We start from the raw sequence: 21,391 nt of genomic DNA on the forward strand, positions 1-21,391 counted from the left end.
CGCAACTTCGTCATTCCCGTGTCATCTGCAACCGGTTTTGAGGCTCCGCACGGGCGGCTAAGGCCGCTCGCGACAGGTCGGAGCGCGGGTGATTCCCCGCGTAACCGCCTGCAACCGGTTACGGGGTCCATTCCCCGTCATCACAACCGCGCCGCAGCGCGCACGAACGGGGTCACACAATGCAGATGAAATACCTCATTGCCGCATCGACGATTGCCATCGGCAACGTCGTCCTTGCCGGGTTTGCCCACGCTCAGTCGACAGGGTCGGTGGACGTAGAAGAAGCGATTGTCGTTACCGGCGCGCGCGGCGAGGCTGCCGTCAACGGATTCAAGTCGCCCGAAACGCCCAAGGCCAAGGCTGTGCTGACCCAGGAACTGGTCGCACGCCAGAACCCGGGCAAGGCGATCTTCGACACGATCAACATTGTTCCCGGCGTCAACTTCACCAGCACCGACCCCTATGGCGCGGCGGGCGGCAACCTGCGCATTCGCGGCTTCGACGGCGCACGCATTTCGGCCACGTTCGACGGCGTGCAGGTCAATGACTCGGGCAACTACTCGCTCTACACCAACCAGCAGCTCGATTCCGAACTGATCGAGCAGGTCAACATCAACTTCGGCGCTACCGACGTCGACAGCCCCACTGCCAGCGCTGCCGGCGGCACGGTCAACTACCGCACGCGCCTGCCCAAGGAAGAGATCGGCGCAGCACTCAATTATTCGCATGGCACCTTCGATTACAACCGCGTGTTCGGCGTGATCGACACCGGCATCTTCACCCCGTTCGGCACACGCGCGTTTTTCTCGGCCAGCGACACGAAATACGACCAGTTCCGTGGCCCCGGCCAGATCCACAAGACGCAGTACAACGCCCGCGTCTACCAGCCGATCGGCGAGAACGGCGATTTCGTCAGCCTTGCCGGGCACTACAACGTCAACCGCAACAACTTCTACCGCCGCGTCGGCCTGAACGACATGCGCACGCTGCTTGGCACCGCGACAATCCCCGCCGCGGCCAGCATCACCCCTGCCAGCCCGCTCGATCTCGACACGCTGACCGACGCCCAGCAGGACACCATCTTCAACTTCAACAACGACGCCACCTGCACGCTGCCAAGCGCTTCGGGCGGAGCGGGCCGTCAGTCCGACACGGCATCGTGTTCGGCCTACTACAACACCGCGATCAACCCTTCGAACACGGGCAATATCCGCTTCAACTCACGCGCCACGCTCAGCGACAAGCTGATCGCCACCCTCGATGCCAGCTACCAGTACGTTCTCGCCAACGGCGGCGGCACCTCGGTCTTTGCCGAATCCGACGTCGATCGCTCGGTCTCGGGCGTCTACAATCGCCAGGGCACGCGCATCGGCGCGGTCGACATCAATGGCGATGGTGACACTGCAGATCTGGTGCGCCTGCTGTTCCCGTCGAACACCCGCACGCACCGCTTCGGCGCGACGCTTTCGCTGCGCTATGAACTCAGCCCCGAGAACACGATCCGCCTTGCCTATACCTGGGACCGCGCCAAGCACCGCCAGACCGGTGAAGCCAGCCTGCTTTCGGCCACCGGCGATCCGATCAGCGTATTCGGCGGTATCGACGACGACGCCTCGGCGGTGAAGGATTCGGCCGGCAACGTGTTGCAGAAGCGCGATCGCCTGTCCTACGCGATCCTCCATCAGGTGGCGGGCGAATATATCGGCAAGTATTTCGACGATACCCTGACCATTCAGGCTGGCGTGCGCGCGCCATTCTTCCGCCGCAACCTGACCAACAACTGCTGGACGATCCCCGGCAGCTCGAACGATGCCTATTGCACGTCCGAGAGCGATGCCGTTGTCGCCGCGAAGTACCCGGCCTACGCAGCGCCCTATTCGCAGCGCAAGGTGGCCTACAGCGCGGTCCTGCCGAGCGCGGGCTTCGTCTACAAGTTCGCCCCGCAGGCTAGCGTGTTCGGCAATTTCAGCCAGGGCTTCTCGGCTCCGCGCACCGACAACCTCTACGGGTTTGACGGCGTGAAGATCCAGCCAACCACACTGGTCAAGCCCGAGCGCACCAACAGCTTCGACCTTGGCGCGCGCTTCACCAGCCGCGTCGTCCAGGCCCAGGCCAGCGCATGGTACATCGGCTACAAGAACCGGATCATCTCCAGTCAGGTCCTGCTCGACGATGGCAGCACGCTCAATCTCGACCGCAACGTCGGCCGCGTGCGCAGCTATGGGTTCGACGGTTCGATCGCGATCCGCCCGGTCGACATGATCTCGCTCTACACGTTCGCCTCGTACACCAATGCGAAGCTCAAGGATGACGTGCTCTCGCCGGCGGGCGCGGTGCTTTCGCCGACCAAGGGCAAGTTCGTGGCCGAAACGCCCAAGTGGCAGGTCGGCGGCCGCGTGCAGATCGATTACGAGCCGGTCTCGGTCGGTGCGCAGGTCAAGTACGTGGGCGACCGCTTCCTGACCGACATCAACGACGTGATCGCGCCGTCCTACACCACGGTCGATCTCGACGCGCGCTTCAACCTCGGCAAGGTCGGCGACCGCGGCGGAGTCTACCTCCAGCTCAATGTAATCAACCTGTTCGACCAGTTCTACATCGGCAACCTGTCAACCCAGGCCGCCGCATCGAACAACCCGCAGGTCGAATTCGGCTCGCCGCGCACGGTGATCGGCTCGATCCACTTCGAGTTCTGATTTCCATCTCTGGCACACGAAAAGGGGCGTGGGAGGGCTAATCCTTCCACGCCCCTTTTCATGCAACCGGCGTCTGCGCTCGCAGCGCCACCACTGGTCCGTCAGATCTTTGCGACGACTCTGGCGCGAACCTCCTGCGGTACGGTCCGGATCGGCACCGTCTTGATCCAGCTTTCCAGTGCGTCAATGTCGGTCGGACCGGTTACCGTGTCGGGTTTGCCGATAAACCCGGAGAACCCATCACCACCCAGGCCGAGGAAGCCGTTGACGGTGACGCGGTAGGCGCGCGCCATGTCGAGTGGCTCGCCGTTGAGCGTGATCGACACGATGCGGTCACCAGATGGCCGCGCCGGGTCATAGGTGAACGCGAAACCTGCAGAGGGGGCCAGCACCTGCTTGGGACCGGCATCGTCCAGCCCCTCTTCCAGGGTTGCCTTGATCTGCGCACCGGTCATTGTCTCGGTCACCACGTTGTTGCCGAATGGCTGGCACAGGTAGATGTCGCCGAAGTTGAGCGTGCCCTCGGCTGAGGGAACCAGCGGAGCGCGGATCCCGAAGGGATTCATGAAGGCGATCTGCGCCCCCTTGTCGCGCGTGGCGCCCAATTGCGCGTCGGCAATCAGGTTGCCCAAGGGACCACCCGCCCCCCCTTCCGCGCCTTCGTTCTTGGGTGCCGCGCGATCGATCTTGCCGATGGGGCGCTGCGTATATTCCTTCGAGGCTTCGACGTACCTGCCCACATATGCGGCAATGTCGGCGCGGGGCTGGAATTGCGGAAACAGGGGCGTGTTGCTAAGTGGCCCGCGTGACGAGGTATAGGGCACGGACTGGACGATCACGTTCTTCGCTGCCTTGGACACGACGCGCCCCGCCACAGGATCGATCTTCAGCGTGATGTCGGTGACGAGTTCACCGTAAACGCCCGCGCTGGTCAGCAGGAACGGTTTGGCGGGGTTGAGCTGCGCGTAATCGCAGACGTAGGCCCAATGCGTGTGGCCCGAGACGACCACATCGACGCGACTATCCAGCCGGTCGAGGATCGGGCGAATGTCGCCCGCAAAATCAGTGCATCCCTGGGGATCGGGTTCCCCCTTGGTGCGTCCGCCTTCGTGGATCAGCACGACGATGGCATCGGCACCCTGCCCCTTCAGCGCCGGTACGGCGGCGTTGATCGTGTCAGCCTCGTCCGCGAAAGTCAGCCCTGCGATGCCGGTGGGGTTCACCAGATTGGGCGTGCCTTTTAGCGTCAGGCCGATCACGCCCACGGTCACCGCTCTGGCCCCCGAACCGAAGGTCTTGAGGCCGGTGGCGGGAAACAGCGTCGAGCCATCGGCGCGCCGTGTGCTGGCCGACAGGTAGCGGAACGTCGCGCCGGTGAACTTTTCCAGCGCGCAAGGCTGCTTGGCGGTGAACTTGGCGCATCCGCCGTTCTGCATGCGCAGCAGTTCGTCCTGTCCGCGATCGAACTCGTGATTGCCCACCGCGTTGAAGTCCACGCCGATGCGGTTCATCACGCCGATCGCAGGCTCGTCGAGATAGAGCGACGAGGCGAGCTGCGACGCGGAGATCATGTCGCCCGCCGAAACGGTCATGGATTGCGGGTGCCGGGCGCGCACCGCATCGATGGCCGAGGCAAGCCACGCCGCACCGCCGGCAGGCACCGGAATTACCCCGCCTTTCCCATCCGCAACGTTGACTGCCTGACGCGGCGGTTCGAGGCTGCCGTGGAAATCGTTGATGCCGACGATGCCTACCTCCACCGGTTCAGCAACATGCCCGCCCGCCATTGGCCCAGCGCAGGCGGCAAGCATGGCGGACGAGCCTAGAGCCAGGATCGAGCGGTAGGGCAAGCGCATGGACGGGCGACCTTTTCGTAACGTGTGCAACCGGTTGGGGCGCCCCTAGCCTATCGGCATTGCAGCTTGAAGGCGTCAAGCGGCGGATTGAGGCCGCAAGATGCATTGTCTGGCGCGCGGGCGGTCACTACAATGGCGAAAAGACCCACAGGCAGGAACCCCCGCGTCATGCACACCACCCGCAGCGATAGTGATGCAACGCGCGCGCGCATCGTGGATGTGGCGCAGACGATCGTCGAGGAACGCGGCGGCGGTGCCCTGACCTTTTCCGAACTTGCGGCGCGGGCCGGTATCTCGCAGGCAAACCTTTCGCGCTATTTCGAGACGCGCGAGGCATTGTTGGAGGCCCTGGCCGACCACTGGTTCCAGCCGATGGTTGCCATCATGGAAGAGGTGCTCGGCAGCGAGCTTCCGCCACGGCGCAAGATGTACGAGTTTTTCGCGCGCCGCTTCGTGCTGCTGCGGCGCAAGTGGGAGGCCGATCCCGTCAAGCTGCAGTCCTATATCGAGATCGGCACCGACTATTTCGAGCAGGTTCGCAGCTATATCGACCTTGCCGACCATTACCTGGGCGAAATCATCGGCGAGGCGATGAGCGATGGGGCGTTCGCCGGGCTCGAGATCGACGAGACGATCAGCCTCGTGAACCAGATGGTCGCGCCTTATTGCGCGCTCAACACCACGATCATGTTCATGGAGCGCCTCAGCGAGGACAAGCTGGCCCGGATCATCGATGCCGTGTTCGATGGCCTTTCCGCGACCGATCGCGGTGCGCGCGCCTTGACCGGGCTGCGCGCCGCCTGACTGGTCAGCCCCCGGTGATCAGGCCTGCGCGCCGAGCAGGACCTTGCGCATATCGCCCCGGTGGCGAACGTGGAGGATCAGCAAGGTGGCATAGAGTATCACGCCCCCGCCAACAAACGCGACCACCCCGTGGACCAGCGCGACAGGCGACCATTTCCCGCGCCACGCGCACCACAGGCCCGAAAGCGCGAGCAACGTGGTAAAATCGGCATTGAACTGGCCCGGCCATTCGCCCTTGGCGATATCGCCAAAGAATATCGGGAAGAGATCGAGACCGTGACGTGCGGCCACGATCGCGGTGAATCCCGTGAGACCCAGCCAGACGACAGCCAGGAACAACCGAAACTGCATGCCACTCTCCCCTACCCGGTCGGTTCGGGCAGAGGGTAAATCAGGTGGCGGACTTGCACCAGTCTCCGCGCCTGCCATTCCATCGCTCGGCAAGGCCTTCGGCTTCTAGCTGTATGCCAAGGCTCTGCCCGCTCCGCGTAACGATCCGCAGAGCGCGCCCGTAACGATCGATCTCGCGGCCGCGAATCTCAAGCGTGAAGGGGCCTTCGTTCAGCAACTGCGCCAGGCGCATTTTCGCCCTTTGCCCGAGTTCCGCCTCGAAAGTGCAAGCCGGTCGCGACGTCTCGGGGGTGTTGATATCAGCGATGCGTATCTTTTCACCGCCGTACCAGAACGTGTCGCCATCGACGACGCAGGTGACTCTCGGCGCTGAGTCGCACGGCGCGAAGCGCGCACGTTCGACGTCTGGCGATGGAGGGGCGGCCGTGGCTCCCGGGAGCATCAGGAGGGCGATCGCGAGCAGCAAGGATGATTTTGACATGCTCCGCGTTGTGGGCGATCGGGCATTATGGCGCGCCTCAGGGCAAGCGCTGACCGTGGCCGTCCCTAGCGTTGGCGCTCAGGGGCATCCCTGCGTGGTAACCACCAGCTAAGATTTTCCTGTCAAGGTCGGACAATGTTCGGACCGCGCCTTACCTCCGTCTTTGCCAGCCGCTGGCGCGCCGTATGGTGGGCCGCCTCGATCCTTGTTTTCGCCTATTCGGTCGTTCCCAGTCCGGAAGAGACTGCGGACAAACCCGCCGCAGGACACGCGACTGATCCCTGGGCCCTGGACAAGACCAGGAACTGACCGCTAGCGGCCGGTAAACATGAAGCCGACTGCCGCCATGATGCAGGCGAAGGATGCCAGATGCCGCCAGTGCAAAGGCTCCTTCAGGACCACCACCATGAACAGGCCGAACACGACCAGCGCGATTGCCTCCTGTGCGATCTTGAGCTGACCGGCGTTCCAACCGCTCAATGCGCCGATCCGGTTGGCCGGGACCGCAAGGCAGTATTCCAGCAGAGCGATCCCCCAGCTTACCGCGATCACCACGGTCAAGGGCCGCGCCTCGATGGCCTGGGGACCTCCCCGAATATGCCAGTACCACGCGATGGTCATGAACAGGTTGGAGAGGACGAGCAGGACAATGGTGGTCATCGGAAGTCGTTGCCTTGGATGGTTTGCCGAGAAAAGACGGCCCCTGTGGCTTGGTCAAATCTTAACCCGGACACGCCATTATCGGACAGGTCTTTGCCGCCAAAGGATCCGATTGCGTGAGTTCACCGATGCCTCGTAGCCAGCTTGCGCTGCTGCTTTTCGCCGGAAGCGTTCTGCTGTGCGCTGCGCTGGTCGCAGCCAACTTGCGGGGCGAAGGAAAAACCGAGGCACTGGCTACGTCTGTCGCAACTGAGATGCAGCCGATGCTCGCAGACACGGTGACGACGCCGCCTGCCGAAGCCCAGGGACGTTTGCTGGGCCGCGTCGAGCGTGACGGTGAACTGGTGGAAGTGCGCGAAGCGGCCCCGGATGAAGAGCCTGCATTTGGCGAGCCACTCGACAGCATCGACGATGAGGCGCAGGAGCCGTTCTCTACCGATCCGCTGGCCGAGCAACAGCCCCCTCGCCAGATGAACTGATCCAAGACTAATCGTAGGCGCCGCGCGGAGTATCGTCGTCGATACCGCCCTCGCCGAGCATGCCTTCCTCGTCATCGTCGCTGCGTTCGCCGCGATAGGCGCTCATGTCGATGACGCCGCTCGAGACCATCTGGTTCATGTGGTCTACGAGGTCTGGCATTCCGCCGTCATCCTCACCCTGACTGCCGACCTTCTCGGTCTCGCCCTGTTCGCCGAGCACGCTGGTTGCGCGCGCAATCGCCTCGTCGGCCACAGTCTGGGCCTGTGTGTCGCCATCCTCCTGTTCGGAGTTCACCGTTTCGGGAGCGGTCGTTTCGGGAGTGGTTGGTTCATTGGCAATCACGGGGCATCTCCTTGTTGAGGAGACTACGCCCCGCCTGCCCGCCCGTTCCGGATCAACGCGTGGGAACCGGCACTTCGCCCGAATAGTCATAGAAGCCCCGGCCCGACTTGCGGCCCAGCCAGCCGGCCTCGACGTACTTCTGGAGCAGCGGTGCAGGACGGTATTTGGGGTCGCCCGTCGAGGCGAGATAGATTTTCATGATCTCGAGCAGGGTATCGAGGCCGATGAAATCGGCGAGTTCAAGCGGACCCATCGGATGGTTGAGGCCGAGCTTCACGCCCTTGTCGATATCGACGATCGAACCCGTCCCGCTGCCGAGCACGAATGCCGCCTCGTTGATGAAAGGCACGAAGATGCGATTGACGATGAAGCCCGGCTCGTCCTGCGAGAGCACGATTTCCTTGCCGATCGCGGCCACGTAATCGCGAACCGATTCGATCGTGGCAACCGAGGTGGCAAGGCCGGGAATGACCTCGACCAGTTTCATCAGCGGGACGGGATTGAAGAAGTGAATGCCGATAAAGCGTTCCGGATCGGGCGAGGACACCGCCATGCGCGTGATCGGGATCGATGAAGTGTTGGATGCCATGATGGCATGAGCGGCAAGGTGCTTGCCCGCGGATTCGAAAATCCTGTGCTTGATGTCCTCGCGCTCGGTCGCGGCCTCGATGACGAGATCGGCTTCGGCTAGCGCGGCGTGATCGGAAAAGCTGTGCAGGTTGGCAACGGTCGACGCAGCGAGACCTGCCTCGATCTTGCCTTTTTCGACCAGTTTCGAAAGCCCCTTCGCGATCTTGTCGCGCGCCTTGTCGGCAAGGTCGATCGACACGTCGCCAAGCAGGACCTTCAGTCCGGCTTGGGCGGAAACCTGCGCAATGCCCGACCCCATCTGGCCTGCGCCGATGACTGCAACCGTCCTGATCATGTGAAAGTCCCTCGCCTGGTGGTAATCTGGGCGGGTGACTAGCGAGCGACCGGCGTCAAGTCCACCTGACGCTACCGCGAGGCTCCGGGCACCCAAAGAGGGTCGTTGCCCGCGTTTGTGGCGCGGGCGAGCACAAAGAGATAATCCGACAGCCGGTTGAGGTAGGCGAGCGCCTGCGGATTGACCGGCTCGGACGACGCCAGTGCGACCGCGCTGCGCTCGGCCCGTCGAACGGCGGCACGGGCGATGTGAATGCGGGCTGCAGCTTCGGATCCGCCCGGCAGGATGAAGCTGGTGAGCGGCGGCAATCCTTCGTTCAACGCATCGATCGCACCTTCGAGCCATTCGACCTGCGAAGCGACAACGCGAAGGACCATTTCCGAAGGGGTAAAATCAGCGCCCGGGGTGGCAAGGTCTGCTCCGAGATCGAACAGGTCGTTCTGGATGCGCTGGAGATTGCGCCCGGTTTCCTCCGAACCTGCAATGGCGGCATGGCCGATCGCGGAGTTGGCCTCGTCAACCTCACCGATGGCCTGCATGCGGCTGTCGTGCTTGGCCCGGCGCGAACCGTCGACCAGCCCGGTCGTGCCGTCATCGCCGGTGCGAGTATAGATCTTGTTGAGCTTTACCATCGCAGCGCGGCCCCGAAGGCTTCAGCGCGAAAAGGCTAGCAGGATCGCCACGGCCAGCACGGCCAAGCCCTGGAACTTGATGCGGTTGAACATCATCTTGTTCTGCAGGAGCTGGTTGGCGCTGGCGCCCGACGCGGGATCACGATTGAGATCGGCTTCCGTGCTTTGCAGGAAGGCGACGATACCGCGCACCAGCGACACCACGGTCATGATGGCGAAGATGATGATGAGCGGGATCAGGACGTATTTCATGCCTGCTGATCTATGGTGTCGGCGAGCGAAATACCAGTGTCAAAGAGGGCAGAGCGTACTTCGGCCACGACGGCGCGTCCATCTTCTCCCGCACGCCGGCGGTCAGCCAGCGCCGGCGCATCGCGACGCTTGGCCAGCTTGCGGCCATCAGCTTCGACCAGCACCGGATGATGATGCCAGACGGGCACGGGCAAACCGAGCAGATGCTGGATCAAACGGTGGATGTGCGTGGCCAGGAACAGGTCCATGCCGCGGGTAACGCAGGTAACACCATCAGCCGCGTCGTCGAGCGTCGCGGCAAGGTGATAGCTTGCGGGCGCGTCCTTGCGCCACAGGACGATGTCGCCGAACCGTTCCGGCCTTGCCGGTTGCACACCGCGACGCTCGTCGGTCCATTCCAGCGGACCTGCAAGAAGGGTGGCCTGCTCCATGTCGAGCCGCCATTGGACGTCTGGTCCCGGAGTCGGGCCCCGGCGCAGACAGGTGCCGGGATAGATCGGCCCGTCGGGGCCTTGCGCAACAGCAGCGGCTGCAACTTCGGCCCTCGTGCATGTGCAAGGATAGAGCAGACCCATGGCGCGCAGGTCGTCTGCGGCGGTGCGGTAACTCTCGATCCGCTGTGATTGCGGCGTCACTTCGCGATAGTCGAGGCGCAGCCAATCAAGATCCGCGCGGAATTCATCGGCCAGATCGGCGCGCGAGCGCGCACCGTCGATGTCTTCGATCCGCAGGAGGAAAGTGCCGCCATCCCGCTTTGCACGGTCGTGTGCGATGACCGCCGAATATGCGTGACCGAGATGAAGCGGTCCGTTGGGACTGGGGGCAAAGCGGGTGACTGTCATCAGAAGCCTGAGTAGCGCGGCTCCTGGAAAAGACAAAACGGCCACCCCGCCGGGGCAGCCGCTTTGGTCGACTTCGTCGCTTGTGCTTTACGCCGGCTCAGACGAGCGTGGCGGTGAACATCATGCTGCTGAGGCCAGCGGCGAGGATGAACGGAAGCGCGATCGCGGTGATGCTGCGCATGGTGTACCTCCTGTTGTGGTTCACCTTTGCAGACATCCTCTCGGTTCGATTTGGCCGGCAGGGTGGGCTGGACGCATCGGAACCGGGGCGGCAAATACGCCGAATGACGTATGCTGCAAGTGCGAACACGGCACTTGCAGTTGCAAGTAACGCAACTGTCACATTCACGGCACTATCTGGACAGAAATGGCCTGTGTCCCTATCGGCGGGCCATGAGCATCCAGCCTTCAGAATCGATCCTGATCGTCGACTTCGGCAGCCAGGTTACCCAGCTTATTGCCCGCCGCGTGCGCGAAGCGGGGGTCTATTCGGAGATCGCGCCCTTTACGCAGGCTGAGGCCGCGTTCCACCGGATGAAGCCCAAGGGCATCATCCTGTCGGGATCGCCCGCCAGCGTACCTGCCGACGGCAGCCCTCGCGCGCCGCAAGTGCTGTTCGACAGCGGGTTGCCGATCCTGGGCATCTGTTATGGCCAGCAGGTGATGAGCGAGCAGCTTGGTGGAAAGGTGGAACCGGGCGATTCGGGCGAATTCGGCCGCGCCTTTCTGACCGTTACCGAGCCTTGCGTCCTGTTCGACGGACTGTGGAAACAGGGCGAGCGCCATCAGGTGTGGATGAGCCACGGCGACAAGGTGACCCAGTTCGCGCCAGGCTTCCGCATCGTCGCCGTTTCAGACGGCGCGCCGTTTGCGGTAATCGCGAACGACGAAAAGAAGTACTACGGCACGCAGTTCCACCCCGAAGTGGTCCACACGCCTGACGGGGGCAAGCTTATCGCCAATTTCGTGCGCCACGTCTGCGGCTGCACCGGCGAGTGGACGATGGCGGAGTTCCGCAAGACCAAGATTGCCGAAATCCGCGAACAGGTCGGCTCCAGCCGCGTGATCTGCGGGCTTTCGGGCGGCGTCGATTCGGCCGTCGCGGCCGTGCTGATCCACGAGGCGATCGGCGACCAGCTGACCTGCGTCTTCGTGGACCACGGGCTGATGCGCATGGGCGAGGCCGAACAGGTCGTCAGCCTGTTCCGCAATCACTACAACATCCCGCTGGTCCACAAGGACGTCTCGCCTCTGTTCCTTGGCGGTCTTGCCGGGGTCACCGATCCCGAGGCCAAGCGCAAGTTTATCGGCAAGACCTTCATCGACGTGTTCGAGGCCGAGGCCCGTCAGGTCGGCGGCGCCGATTTCCTTGCCCAGGGTACGCTTTACCCCGATGTGATCGAATCGGTCAGCTTCACCGGCGGGCCTTCGGTGACGATCAAGAGCCACCACAACGTGGGCGGCCTGCCCGAGCGCATGAACATGAAGCTGGTCGAGCCGCTTCGCGAACTTTTCAAGGACGAAGTCCGCGCATTGGGCCGCGAGCTGGGCCTGCCCGACGTGTTCGTCGGCCGCCACCCCTTTCCCGGCCCCGGCCTTGCCATCCGCATCCCCGGCGAAGTGACCAAGGAGCGTTGCGACATCCTGCGCAAGGCCGATGCGATCTACCTCGAAGAAATTCGCAACGCTGGCCTCTACGACGCGATCTGGCAGGCGTTTGCCGTGCTGCTCCCGGTCAAGACCGTGGGCGTCATGGGTGATTTCCGCACCTATGATTCGGTCTGCGCCCTGCGCGCCGTCACCAGCACCGACGGCATGACCGCGGATATCTATCCCTTCGACGCAGGCTTCCTTGCTCGCGTTGCCACGCGCATCGTCAACGAGGTCAAGGGCATCAACCGCGTGGTCTACGACTATACGTCGAAGCCGCCGGGCACGATCGAGTGGGAATAAGCCTTCGCCCAGCCAGCGCGACCGACCGGGAAGCCACGGTCGCGTTGTGGCAGGCTGCGGGATTGACACGACCCTGGAACGATCCGCGCGCCGATTTTGACATGGCGCTGACCAATTCGACCTCCGATGTACTGCTGGCGATGGCCGGTAGCGTCTTGGCTGGTAGCGTGATGGTCGGGTTCGATGGTCACCGTGGCTGGGTCTACTACCTCGCCACTGCGCTGGACCGGAGAGATCAGGGCGTGGGCAGGCAATTGATGGCCGCGGCCGAAGATTGGCTTAAGGCGCGGGACTGTCCGAAAATCCAGCTTATGGTCCGCTGCGACAATGAATCCGCGCGCGGCTTCTACGATGCACTTGGATACGAGTTACAGGACGTCGTCATCTTGGGCCGCCGCCTCGCCTGAAAATCAGTCGAGCCCCACGAACTTCCCTGCCGCTCGGTCCTTTTTCACTTTCAAGCCATCGAACACCTGCCCGCTCATCGCGATCCAGACACCGGATGCGGCAACCTGCGCCGTGGCAAAAGCCATGCCCAGATTGAACGGGGCGTCGGTTTCGGAAAAGCGCGCCGGGGAAAGCGCGCCGGTCAGCACGATGGTCTTGCCCGCGACGTCTGCGAGGACTTTGGCCGTCTCGGTCATCGTGTCGGTACCATGTGTGATCACCACGCGCGTCTCGGGCGCTTCTCGCACAGCGGCGGCGATCAGGGCGCGGTCGGCGTCGGTCAGTTCGAGGCTGTCCTTGCGCATCAGTTCCATCACCCGGAACGGCAGCGCCACGCGGGCCTGCGCGATCAGCGCGGGGATGCCGCTCTCGACGATCTGATATTCGCTGAGTGCGTCGAAATAGGCCTTGTCGATGGTGCCGCCGGTGGTCAGGACGAGGATCGGTTGCTGTTGCATTACGGGGCCTTAACCCAACGCGTCGCAAAGCGACAGACCCTCCTCGCCGATCTCGTCGCTGTATGGAGCGGCGGTCTCTAGGCCACTACGGCATTCGCCTTTGCGATCCGGCCATAGACTCCCGCACTCGGCTTGGGCGTGCGCACGAAATTGACCGGATCGAAACTGGCAAGGCCAAACCTGGGCTTGTAGCCGAAAATCCATTCAAAATTGTCGATCAGCGACCAGTGACAATAGCCGATCACCGGCACGCCGTCGTCGATCGCTTTCTTCAGTTCGGCAAGGGCTGGCGGTATGAAGGCTGCGCGCACGGCATCGTCTGCCGTTCCCACGCCGTGTTCGGAAACGAGTATCGGCACGCCGGTGGCCTCGTGGGCATAGCGCACTGCACCGGCCAGCGAGCCCGGCCAGATTTCCGTGCCGGACCAGTTTACCGGAGAGCCGGCGGGCGCAGGCAGGCGGCCCTTGTCGCCCCACAGGGCGCGCTCGTAGTTCTGCACGCCGATGAAATCGTCAGCCTTGGCGACGTCCAGCCACTGGCCGTAAAGTTCGGCGCGGATCTTGTCGCGGACCGAATTCCTGCCGACGGCCTGATCGTCGAGCATGGCCAGCGAAAGGCCGACCTTGAGGTCCGGCCTTGCCGCCTTGATCGCGGCGCGTCCTGCCTTGTGCGCGGCAAGAAGTCCCGCCTGAAGGGCTGGCAGATCGTCGAAACCGGCCACGTTGGCACATACAAACTTTTCGACGCCAAGGCGCTTGGCGGCCGTCTCGATCGTCAGCTTCTGGATGTCCCAGACCTGTGGGGGCAGCATCGGCTTGAGGATGAGAAGGATGTTGGGTTCGTTGAAAGTGATGGCCGAATGGATCAGATCGCCAATCGCGCGGGTCACCTTGTCGGCATAGCGTGCGAAGAGGTCCGCACTCTCGGGATTGGTCCAGCCGCCCTGTGCACTGAACCAGCGCGGCGCGGTGAAGTGGCTGTAGGTCACGATCGGCGTCAGGCCGCGCGCACGGCATCCTTCGACGACACGGCGATAATGATCGAGCATGGCCTGGCTGAAGCGGCCCTTCTCGGGCTCGATCCGCGCCCATTCCACGCCGAAGCGATAGCAGTTGAGGCCGATGTCGCGCGCGAGGTCGAGATCGCGTTCCCACAGCAGCAGGCTGTTGGCGGCATCGCCTGACGGCTCGGCAAAAATGGTCGGCTGCTGGTTCTCGAGAAACCAGAGGTCCGACGTGGTATTGTTTCCCTCGATCTGGTGGGGTGCGGTCGAAGCGCCCCAGAGAAACCCTGACGGGAAGGCAGGGCTGACCACCTTGCGGCTGGCTACTTTGGCAAGTGCAGGCGACGCGGCAAGGGCAGCGGTTCCGGCAATGATGGTGCGACGGTCGAACATGATCTCTCCCCAGAGGCTTTGGAAGGAGACCTAGGGCCAATCGGGCATCGGGTAAAATAGGATGTTACCACCCATCCATCAATGCTGCCTATGGCATCGACAGGACTTCCACCATGGCCTTGCCAAGCGGCGGCAAGCCTCGATTGGCAAGATAACGCACCCCGACGCTGCGCTCGAAGGTCGCCTCGGCGATGGTGATGGCGCGCAGCACGCCGATGGTAAGTTCCGCACTTGCCACCGTGCGCGGCAAGACGGTGACCCTGTCGCTGTCCCGGACGATCGCCTTGGTGGTAAGCAGGGAATCGCAACGGATCACGTTCTGCGGCACCTGCACTCCTGCCGCGAGAAACAGCGCATCGACCTGGCGGCGGAATGCGCCCTGGGCCTCGGGCAGGACCCAAGGCATCGTCGAGACTTCACGCAGCGAAACGCGTTCGCCCAGCGCATCGTGACGCCGGCCTACGATCAGCGAGAAAGCGTCGCGGGCAATAGTGACCTCCCGCAGATCTTCTGGGCATTCCTCGATCTCGGTGGTGATAAACGCGAGGTCGATCGCGCCCTTGCGCAGGAGATCGGCAAGCTGCGAATCCGGGCGTTCGATCACGCTGAGCGCGAAGGGCCCAACGCTCTGCTCAAGTCTGGCCACGGCATCGGGCAGGAGACTGACCAGCGCGCCGGGCGTGCCGCCGATGCGCAAGGGGCCTGCGATATTGCGCGATGCGTGATCGATCTCGACCGCAGCGCTCTCCAGCAGGCGGACCATCGCCTCGGCGCGATCACGCAGCGCCTCGCCCTCGCGCGTCAGGACGATCCCGCTGCGCGAACGTGCGAAAAGCGTGACGCCCAGTCGCTGCTCTAGCAGAGCGACGGTGTTCGAAACCGATGGCTGGGACAGGTTGAGCGCGCGTGCCGCACCGGAAATCGAGCCGGTCTCGCACACCTTCCAGAATGTGGCGACAGCGCGCGGATCGATGCGGAGGCGGGAAGGCGTTTCGGTCATGCATAGGGATTAACGCGCAGGCATAGCCCGTGTCTATGCATCTGCGCGAAATCAAGGTTCACGCCATGGATCGGGACTTGTCATTCGCCTGACAGGGTTTGTCATCGGACTTCGCGGCGCGCAGGCGATAGCTGGAAAGCCGGAAATCCAGCGAGGACACGATGGCAACCACGCATCACCTACTGCATGCAGCCTGCGCAGTCGCAGCGGCAGCCGCGCTGCCACTTCCTGCATTCGGGCAGCAGGCAGCACAGCCGACTCAGGAAGCAGAAGGGCGATATCAGGCCTTGAGCGCTGAGGAGCACACCAAGGCAGGCGACCCTGCCTTTGATTATGCTCTTGGCATCGCGGCGTCGGATGCCGGCCATTACGGAGCAGCGATCATCGCGTTGCAGCGGGTGCTGGCGCGTCAGCCCGACAACGCGCCTGCCCGCGCCGAGCTTGCACGCGCCTATGCGCTGGCCGGCGACATCGACACGGCACGCGCACAGTTTTCGACTGTGGTGGACGATCCGACAATTCCCGATCCGGTGCGCCAGCGTTTCACCGGTTTCGTCCGGCAGTTCGACAAGCAGATCCACGGTGGCGGTTCGGACGTCTCTGGTTTCGGCGAGGCCGCATTCGGGCACGACAGCAACATCAATTCGGCAACGCAGCTGACATCGATCACGATCCCGCTCTTCGCAGCGCTCGGGCCGGGTTCGCTGGGCGCTGGCGCTAGGGCGCAGCGGGACGAATTCTACGACCTGTCTGGCGGGATCAGCGGCGTCAAGGCAATCGGAAGGCAGGACCGCGCCTTCGGCTCGGTGCTCGGCAACTTCCGCGACAATCTCGACAGCGCCGCGTTCGATCAGGCCAGCCTGACGGGCACGGCGGGCTTTGCGCACACCTTTGCCAGCCGCGATGTCGTTTCGCTATCGGGGCAGGTGCAGAGGTACTGGCTGGGCCATCGCAGCTATCGCACGGCGTTCGGCGCGATCGGTCAGTACACCCACATGTTGCCGGGCGGAAAGGCGCTGTCCGCTTCGGTCCAGTACAACCGCTTCGAATACGACCGCGATGGCCTGCGCGATTCCGATCGTTTTGCCGTGGGCATGGGCTTTGCCGCCCGCACCTATGCGATCAACGTGATTGGTGGGCACGAGGAAACGCGCCGCCAGGCAGGCGATGCCCAGTCGAACTCGTTTGCCGGTGCCAGCGCCGGGGCGGAGTTTCCTGTCTCGCCGACGATCGCTCTGGTGGCCGGCGCTGCATTCGACATGCGCCGGTATGACCGCCAGGACGTGCTGTTCATGCGCAAGCGCAATGACGAGCGCATCGACCTGACTGCCGCGGTCAAGTTCGCCGTCATGCCCCGGTTCTTCCTCCAGCCCAAGGCCACCTGGTCGCGGAACTGGTCGAATATCGCCCTCTACGATCACGAACGCTGGACCGTGCAGGCCGGCGCCCGTTTCGAATTCTAGATCCTGCTGAGCCGGGGGACCCCTGATGATCGCAAAGACCACACTCAAGCCGCTGACCGCCCTCTTGATCGGCGCATCGTCGCTGGCCATTGCCATGCCTGCCCATGCGCAGGAACTCGTCTTCGCCGACAATCCCGACCTTGCTGCCGCAGCACTGCGTGGCGAACGCGTTTCGCAGACAAGTGGCGTCATGCAATTGCGTCTGCCTAGCGGCGCGATGCTTTCGTTCGTCGAAGGCGCGGAATTCCAGCTTCGCCCCGACGGTTCGGTCGACCTTTTCAAGGGTAACGTGACCGTTGCCGGCGCCGCCAAGGGCGATACGCTCGTGCGCCTCGCCGATCAGGGCACGGCCAAGATTACCGGCAGTGGTTCTTCGGGCAGCTTCTCGGTCGGGACAGACCGGAACGGAAAGCCGATGGCGACCGGCCGGGTGCTGACGGGGCTCGCCGCGATTGCCAACGGGCGCGAGGAAAAGCGCTTCTTCGCGGGACAGGCATGGGAAGTCGCCAACGGCCATCCGCGCCTGGCGATGTCTGCGCCTGTCGCACCGGCCCCGCGTCCGGTTCTCGCCAAGGCGCCTGTCACCCCTTCACCGGTCGAACCTGCAGTCGTTCCGATCACTTCGGGTGGGCCCGCGGCCGCGGCGCAAAATGGCGTTCCGGTAGTGCTCGGAGAAGCGCTTGCCGCGGCGGGTGCGGCGGGCGACATCGTCTCGGCCGGACAGCGGATTGAAGCGGCGGTCACCAATCCGACGCTTGAGACGTTCCCATCGGGCGATCTGGCCGCGCTGGTCGGCTATGCCGCACAGATTGAACGCCTCTATGGCGGCACGCCGTTCGATCAGGCGCAGGCCGACATCATCCGTGCCTATCTTGGATACCTTGCGAATGGTGGCTCGCAGGCCCAGTTCCTGAGCGTCTACGCGGGCTTCATGGTCCAGTTCCTCGACCTCGTGCGGTCGGGCGCTGCACCCTCCTCGTTCTCGGGCACCACGCTTGCCGACATCAATGCGTTTCTCTCCTACCAGAGTCGGACCGATGCGCTTTCCGGCCTGTCGAGCCAGAACCGGGTGCTGGTCGATGCCTACCTCGCGTTCATCCAGCAGGGGGGGAATGCCGACCTCTTCGCCAGCCGGTACACCAGCCTGACAGCCGCCTATTTCGCATTCCTGCGCAGCGGCGGTGATCCCCTGGCATTCGAGGGCGCGACGCAGGAAACGCTCAACGCCTATATTGCATTTCTCAATCAGTCGGGACTGCTGGCGCAACTGGCAGAAGCCGATCGCACGCTGCTCCAGGCCTATCTCGCCAATGGTGGCGCGGCCTTCATCGCGCAGTATCGAACGGCTCTCGACGCATATTTCGCCTATCTTTCAAGCGGTAACCTGCCGAGCGAATATGCCGCGATCAATCCGGCAGTGCTGCGTCAGTACCTCGAGACGCTGCAGTCGAGCGGCCTGTTTGCGCAAGTGCTGGGCGATCGGGCTGAGTTCTTCGCGTCCTATCTTGCCTACCTCAAGCAGGGCGGCACGATCGATGGCTGGCAGGGGCTGCCGGCCAATACTTACGCAAGCTATGCCGATGCCCTTTCGGCCTACGCTGCCTATCTGCAGGCGGGCGGGGTGCCGAGCGCCTATTCGGGCGCAGACCTCGCGCTGCTCCAGCAATATCTCAAGGCACTGATCGACAGCGGCAAGCTGGGCAGCCTGCTGGCAGGTCAGGCTGAATTTCTCAGTGCCTACTACGCCTACCTTGCGGGCGGCGGCAGCGCCGATGGCTATGCCGGCCTCCCGGTCTACGCAAATTACGTGAGCGCGCTCGAAGCCTATTACGCCTATCTTGCCGCAGGTGGCACGCCGTCGGCTTATACCGCACTCACGCAGGCCCAGATCCTGGCCTATCTAAAGGCGCTGACCGATTCCGGCGTGCTTGCTTCGCTGTTTTCGGGAGAGACGCTGGCCTTCATCGAGGACTTCTATCTCTACCTCGCAGCCGGTGGAAATCCTGATCAGTTCGCGGGGCTTCCCGGCGGCGGCGGTGGCGGTGGTGGCGGTACACCGCAGGAGCCTGTGGCCTATGTCGCCAATGCAGAAGCCACGCTCATCGCCAACCCGGTGACGGCCGACGTCGATGCGGCTGGCAAGATCACGCGGCTGCGCTTCACGCACAATGGTTCCGCGCTCGACTTCAACTATGCGAGCAATCCCAGCAACGAAGCCAGGGAATTCGGGCATTTCGGCGATGACGTGGCCTGGACACGCTATCTCGACAATACCGCCAACGATGCGATCAATTTCAACAGCCACCTGCTGACCGGCACGCCATCTGCGACGATTCCGGCAAGCGGCAAGATTGACTACCGCCTCGTGGGCGGCACCGCGCCGACCGACTTCCATGCCCCCGAAGGCGAAATCGGCACCTTCACCGGCAGCCTCGCCGTGGCATTCGGATCTGCGCCGGCAGTCGGACTTGCAATGGACGTTGTTGCGGGCAGCCGTAGCTGGCACGTGCAGACCGCCGGCGGATCGGCAGATCCGTCCAACGGCGGCCTTCTGATCGGCACGGACCGCAGCTTTGCCGGAACGTCGGCCAACCTGACGACGACTTCGACGTCGGGCGGCGGCTGTAGCGCAACTTGCGCGACCAGCCTCAACGGCAACCTGTTCGGGCAGGACGCTGCCTACGCCGCCTTCGTCTACACGATCAACGACAAGTCGGTGCCCGATCCCAATCTCGTCAATGGGCTGGCCGTGTTCGGCAGGAGCGGCACGACGCTCGATCATCTCGGCAATGCGCCGTCTAGTGGCGGCGGCGGGACCAGCTCTGCCTATACCGGCGGCTTTACCGCCACCAGCGGTCTCAATCTCTACGTGGCGGCGCAGGAGACCAGTGGCTGGAACAGCGGGCAAAGCGCGGTTGTCGGCTCGGACGGCAGCTTTACGGGAAGTATCCGTAATGTGTCTGACACCTCCCGCTTTACCGACCTGGCAGGCGATGCGAGCGGCGTGATCGGCCGGATTTATGACGGCACGTTCTCGGTCGGTAATACGCAGGTTACCTATGGCCTCAACAATGGTCTGGCCTATGCGCTGATGGCGCCGATCAGCGGTTCGCTCCCGATCAGCGGATCGATCTCCTATGATCTGCTTGCCGCGACCAGCCCGATCTACACCGATGGCCATACCGCGCCCGGCACGTTCAGCGCGAACCTGCGCATCGGTTTCGGGGCTGTGCTGACTTATGCAATGGACGGCACCATCACGATGCCCGATGCAACCTACACCTTCAGCACCCCTGGCGGCGCGAGCGGCGCGCTTCAAGCCGCACAGGTGGGCAACAATCCCCAGTTTCTGGTCATACGGCCAACATTGTCCGCCACGGGCCCTGCCTGTGCAAATTCCGGCTGCTTCGTGAATTTCTATGGCGGCTTTGGCGGCGCGACGCCCGAGAACCGTCTCGGCTTCGGTTACGTGACGGTCGGCGGAACAAGCGACAAACAGATCGCCGGTGCCGCGTTGTTCGGCAAGGAAGGGACACTTCCAACCGACAGCGGGACGGGCACCGTCTCTCCCATGCTGACCAACGCCACCACGTTAACGATGGTCGACGGCGGAACGAGCGCCTTCACCGCGCAGGAAGTGGACGTCGGCACGACGGGCTCGATCAGCCGGATCAAGCTGAATTCCAGTTCGACCACATCCTATGGCCCTCCTTCCGTACTCAAGGAACGAGGCAGGGTCGGCGATACCGTGGCGTGGAGCCGCTGGGACAACACCACGACGAACGCGAACCTCAACCCCAACAGCCATCTCATAACCGGCACTCCTGCCGTATCACTCCCCGCTTCGGGCAAGGTCGACTACGCTATCGTCGGATCGACTGCGCCGACAAACTTCAACGGGGCGGACGGCCAGTCGGGAACGGTCTCTGGTTCGCTGGCGGTCGAGTTCGGCAGCCAGGCCAAGGTCGGCTTCAGCCTCGACGTCAACACCGGGCCGCGCGGTTGGACGATCGCGACGGCTGGTGGAGCGTCCGACCCGTCGAACGGCGGACTAGTTGTGGGCAACGACATGCGCTTCGGCTCCGCATCGGTGGGGATCACGCCACTCAATGCCAGCAGTTGCCTGTCCTCGTGCAACGCCTCGGTCGTGGGCGCGCTCTACGGTACCGGCGCCAGCCACGTGGGCCTGGGCTACCAGATCAGCGACTTTGCACCGACCGGAGCATTTACGGTGAACGGTGCGGCGGTCTTCGGAAAAGCCCAGCCCTGATGATTGCCAGGACGCACCGTCGTCCCTGGCCGGCGCGGCAGCCGACCTCGGCATTCCGGCTGTCGCGCCGAACCTCTGCACG

General features: G+C 63.5%; 19 protein-coding genes. 7 read left to right on the top strand and 12 right to left on the bottom strand.

What is annotated here, in order from left to right:
- Positions 1-179 precede the first annotated feature (179 nt).
- Positions 180-2,696: a TonB-dependent receptor gene (locus tag AC2A04_RS15565; protein ID WP_484213273.1), complete on the top strand. Its 2,517-nt coding sequence runs from the start codon at positions 180-182 to the stop codon at positions 2,694-2,696.
- A 101-nt stretch (positions 2,697-2,797) separates the two neighbouring features.
- Here the strand turns inward: AC2A04_RS15565 and AC2A04_RS15570 are convergent, their stop codons facing one another.
- Positions 2,798-4,552 carry a bifunctional metallophosphatase/5'-nucleotidase gene (locus AC2A04_RS15570; RefSeq protein ID WP_484213274.1) on the bottom strand — a complete coding sequence of 585 codons (1,755 nt, stop codon included), beginning with the start codon at positions 4,550-4,552 and terminating at the stop codon, positions 2,798-2,800.
- Between the two features lie 168 nt (positions 4,553-4,720).
- Between AC2A04_RS15570 and AC2A04_RS15575 the strand changes: the two genes are divergently transcribed.
- On the top strand, positions 4,721-5,356 hold the full coding sequence (locus AC2A04_RS15575) for a TetR/AcrR family transcriptional regulator (RefSeq protein ID WP_484213275.1): 636 nt from the start codon (positions 4,721-4,723) through the stop codon (positions 5,354-5,356).
- A gap of 18 nt (positions 5,357-5,374) precedes the next feature.
- Here the strand turns inward: AC2A04_RS15575 and AC2A04_RS15580 are convergent, their stop codons facing one another.
- The 3 genes from AC2A04_RS15580 to AC2A04_RS15590 all read right to left on the bottom strand — a co-directional run bounded on the left by AC2A04_RS15580 (position 5,375) and on the right by AC2A04_RS15590 (position 6,848).
- Positions 5,375-5,707 (bottom strand): hypothetical protein, encoded by a 333-nt coding sequence (locus tag AC2A04_RS15580; RefSeq protein WP_484213276.1) that lies wholly within the window; start codon positions 5,705-5,707, stop codon positions 5,375-5,377.
- Positions 5,708-5,747: 40 nt separating this feature from the next.
- Positions 5,748-6,188, bottom strand: a complete 441-nt coding sequence (locus AC2A04_RS15585) for a thermonuclease family protein (protein ID WP_484213277.1) — start codon at positions 6,186-6,188, stop codon at positions 5,748-5,750.
- A 312-nt stretch (positions 6,189-6,500) separates the two neighbouring features.
- A complete protein-coding gene (locus AC2A04_RS15590) occupies positions 6,501-6,848 on the bottom strand; it encodes a DMT family protein (protein ID WP_484213278.1) in 348 nt (115 codons plus the stop codon).
- A gap of 128 nt (positions 6,849-6,976) precedes the next feature.
- Here AC2A04_RS15590 and AC2A04_RS15595 point away from each other — a divergent pair, with 128 nt between their 5' ends.
- Positions 6,977-7,327 (top strand): hypothetical protein, encoded by a 351-nt coding sequence (locus tag AC2A04_RS15595; RefSeq protein WP_484213279.1) that lies wholly within the window; start codon positions 6,977-6,979, stop codon positions 7,325-7,327.
- 7 nt (positions 7,328-7,334) lie between these two features.
- On the opposite strand, the gene AC2A04_RS15600 is transcribed toward AC2A04_RS15595, so the two are convergent.
- The 5 genes from AC2A04_RS15600 to gluQRS form a co-directional block, all read right to left on the bottom strand.
- Entirely contained in the window at positions 7,335-7,670 is a 336-nt protein-coding gene (locus AC2A04_RS15600) for a hypothetical protein (RefSeq protein ID WP_484213280.1), read from the bottom strand.
- 52 nt (positions 7,671-7,722) lie between these two features.
- Positions 7,723-8,592 carry a 3-hydroxyacyl-CoA dehydrogenase NAD-binding domain-containing protein gene (locus AC2A04_RS15605; protein WP_484213423.1) on the bottom strand — a complete coding sequence of 290 codons (870 nt, stop codon included), beginning with the start codon at positions 8,590-8,592 and terminating at the stop codon, positions 7,723-7,725.
- Positions 8,593-8,666: 74 nt separating this feature from the next.
- On the bottom strand, positions 8,667-9,227 hold the full coding sequence (locus AC2A04_RS15610; protein ID WP_484213281.1) for a cob(I)yrinic acid a,c-diamide adenosyltransferase: 561 nt from the start codon (positions 9,225-9,227) through the stop codon (positions 8,667-8,669).
- A gap of 21 nt (positions 9,228-9,248) precedes the next feature.
- The gene (locus AC2A04_RS15615; protein WP_484213282.1) at positions 9,249-9,479 is read right to left on the bottom strand and encodes a hypothetical protein; all 231 of its coding nucleotides are present in this window, start codon (positions 9,477-9,479) and stop codon (positions 9,249-9,251) included.
- On the bottom strand, positions 9,476-10,321 hold the full coding sequence (gene gluQRS, locus AC2A04_RS15620) for a tRNA glutamyl-Q(34) synthetase GluQRS (protein WP_484213283.1): 846 nt from the start codon (positions 10,319-10,321) through the stop codon (positions 9,476-9,478). Before gluQRS ends, AC2A04_RS15615 begins: the two co-directional genes overlap by 4 nt.
- 393 nt (positions 10,322-10,714) lie before the next feature.
- Between gluQRS and guaA the strand changes: the two genes are divergently transcribed.
- Together guaA and AC2A04_RS15630 are read left to right on the top strand one after the other, a co-directional pair.
- Positions 10,715-12,274, top strand: coding sequence for a glutamine-hydrolyzing GMP synthase (gene guaA / locus AC2A04_RS15625; protein WP_484213284.1), 1,560 nt, complete (start codon positions 10,715-10,717; stop codon positions 12,272-12,274).
- The gene (locus AC2A04_RS15630) at positions 12,265-12,681 is read left to right on the top strand and encodes a GNAT family acetyltransferase (RefSeq protein WP_484213285.1); all 417 of its coding nucleotides are present in this window, start codon (positions 12,265-12,267) and stop codon (positions 12,679-12,681) included. The genes guaA and AC2A04_RS15630 overlap by 10 nt, the downstream gene beginning before the upstream one ends.
- Before the next feature lie 3 nt (positions 12,682-12,684).
- Here the strand turns inward: AC2A04_RS15630 and AC2A04_RS15635 are convergent, their stop codons facing one another.
- The 3 genes from AC2A04_RS15635 to AC2A04_RS15645 form a co-directional block, all read right to left on the bottom strand.
- Entirely contained in the window at positions 12,685-13,179 is a 495-nt protein-coding gene (locus AC2A04_RS15635) for an asparaginase domain-containing protein (RefSeq protein ID WP_484213286.1), read from the bottom strand.
- Positions 13,180-13,256: 77 nt separating this feature from the next.
- Positions 13,257-14,576, bottom strand: coding sequence for a glycoside hydrolase family 1 protein (locus AC2A04_RS15640; protein WP_484213287.1), 1,320 nt, complete (start codon positions 14,574-14,576; stop codon positions 13,257-13,259).
- Positions 14,577-14,664: 88 nt separating this feature from the next.
- Entirely contained in the window at positions 14,665-15,576 is a 912-nt protein-coding gene (locus AC2A04_RS15645) for a LysR family transcriptional regulator (RefSeq protein ID WP_484213288.1), read from the bottom strand.
- Between the two features lie 287 nt (positions 15,577-15,863).
- On the opposite strand from AC2A04_RS15645, the gene AC2A04_RS15650 reads away from it, so the two are divergent.
- Both AC2A04_RS15650 and AC2A04_RS15655 read left to right on the top strand, forming a co-directional pair.
- The gene (locus tag AC2A04_RS15650) at positions 15,864-17,039 is read left to right on the top strand and encodes a tetratricopeptide repeat protein (RefSeq protein WP_484213289.1); all 1,176 of its coding nucleotides are present in this window, start codon (positions 15,864-15,866) and stop codon (positions 17,037-17,039) included.
- A gap of 25 nt (positions 17,040-17,064) precedes the next feature.
- Positions 17,065-21,309, top strand: a complete 4,245-nt coding sequence (locus AC2A04_RS15655) for a hypothetical protein (RefSeq protein ID WP_484213290.1) — start codon at positions 17,065-17,067, stop codon at positions 21,307-21,309.
- Positions 21,310-21,391 lie beyond the last annotated feature (82 nt).

This window comes from Novosphingobium sp. HNCC26DJ243, assembly GCF_057180545.1.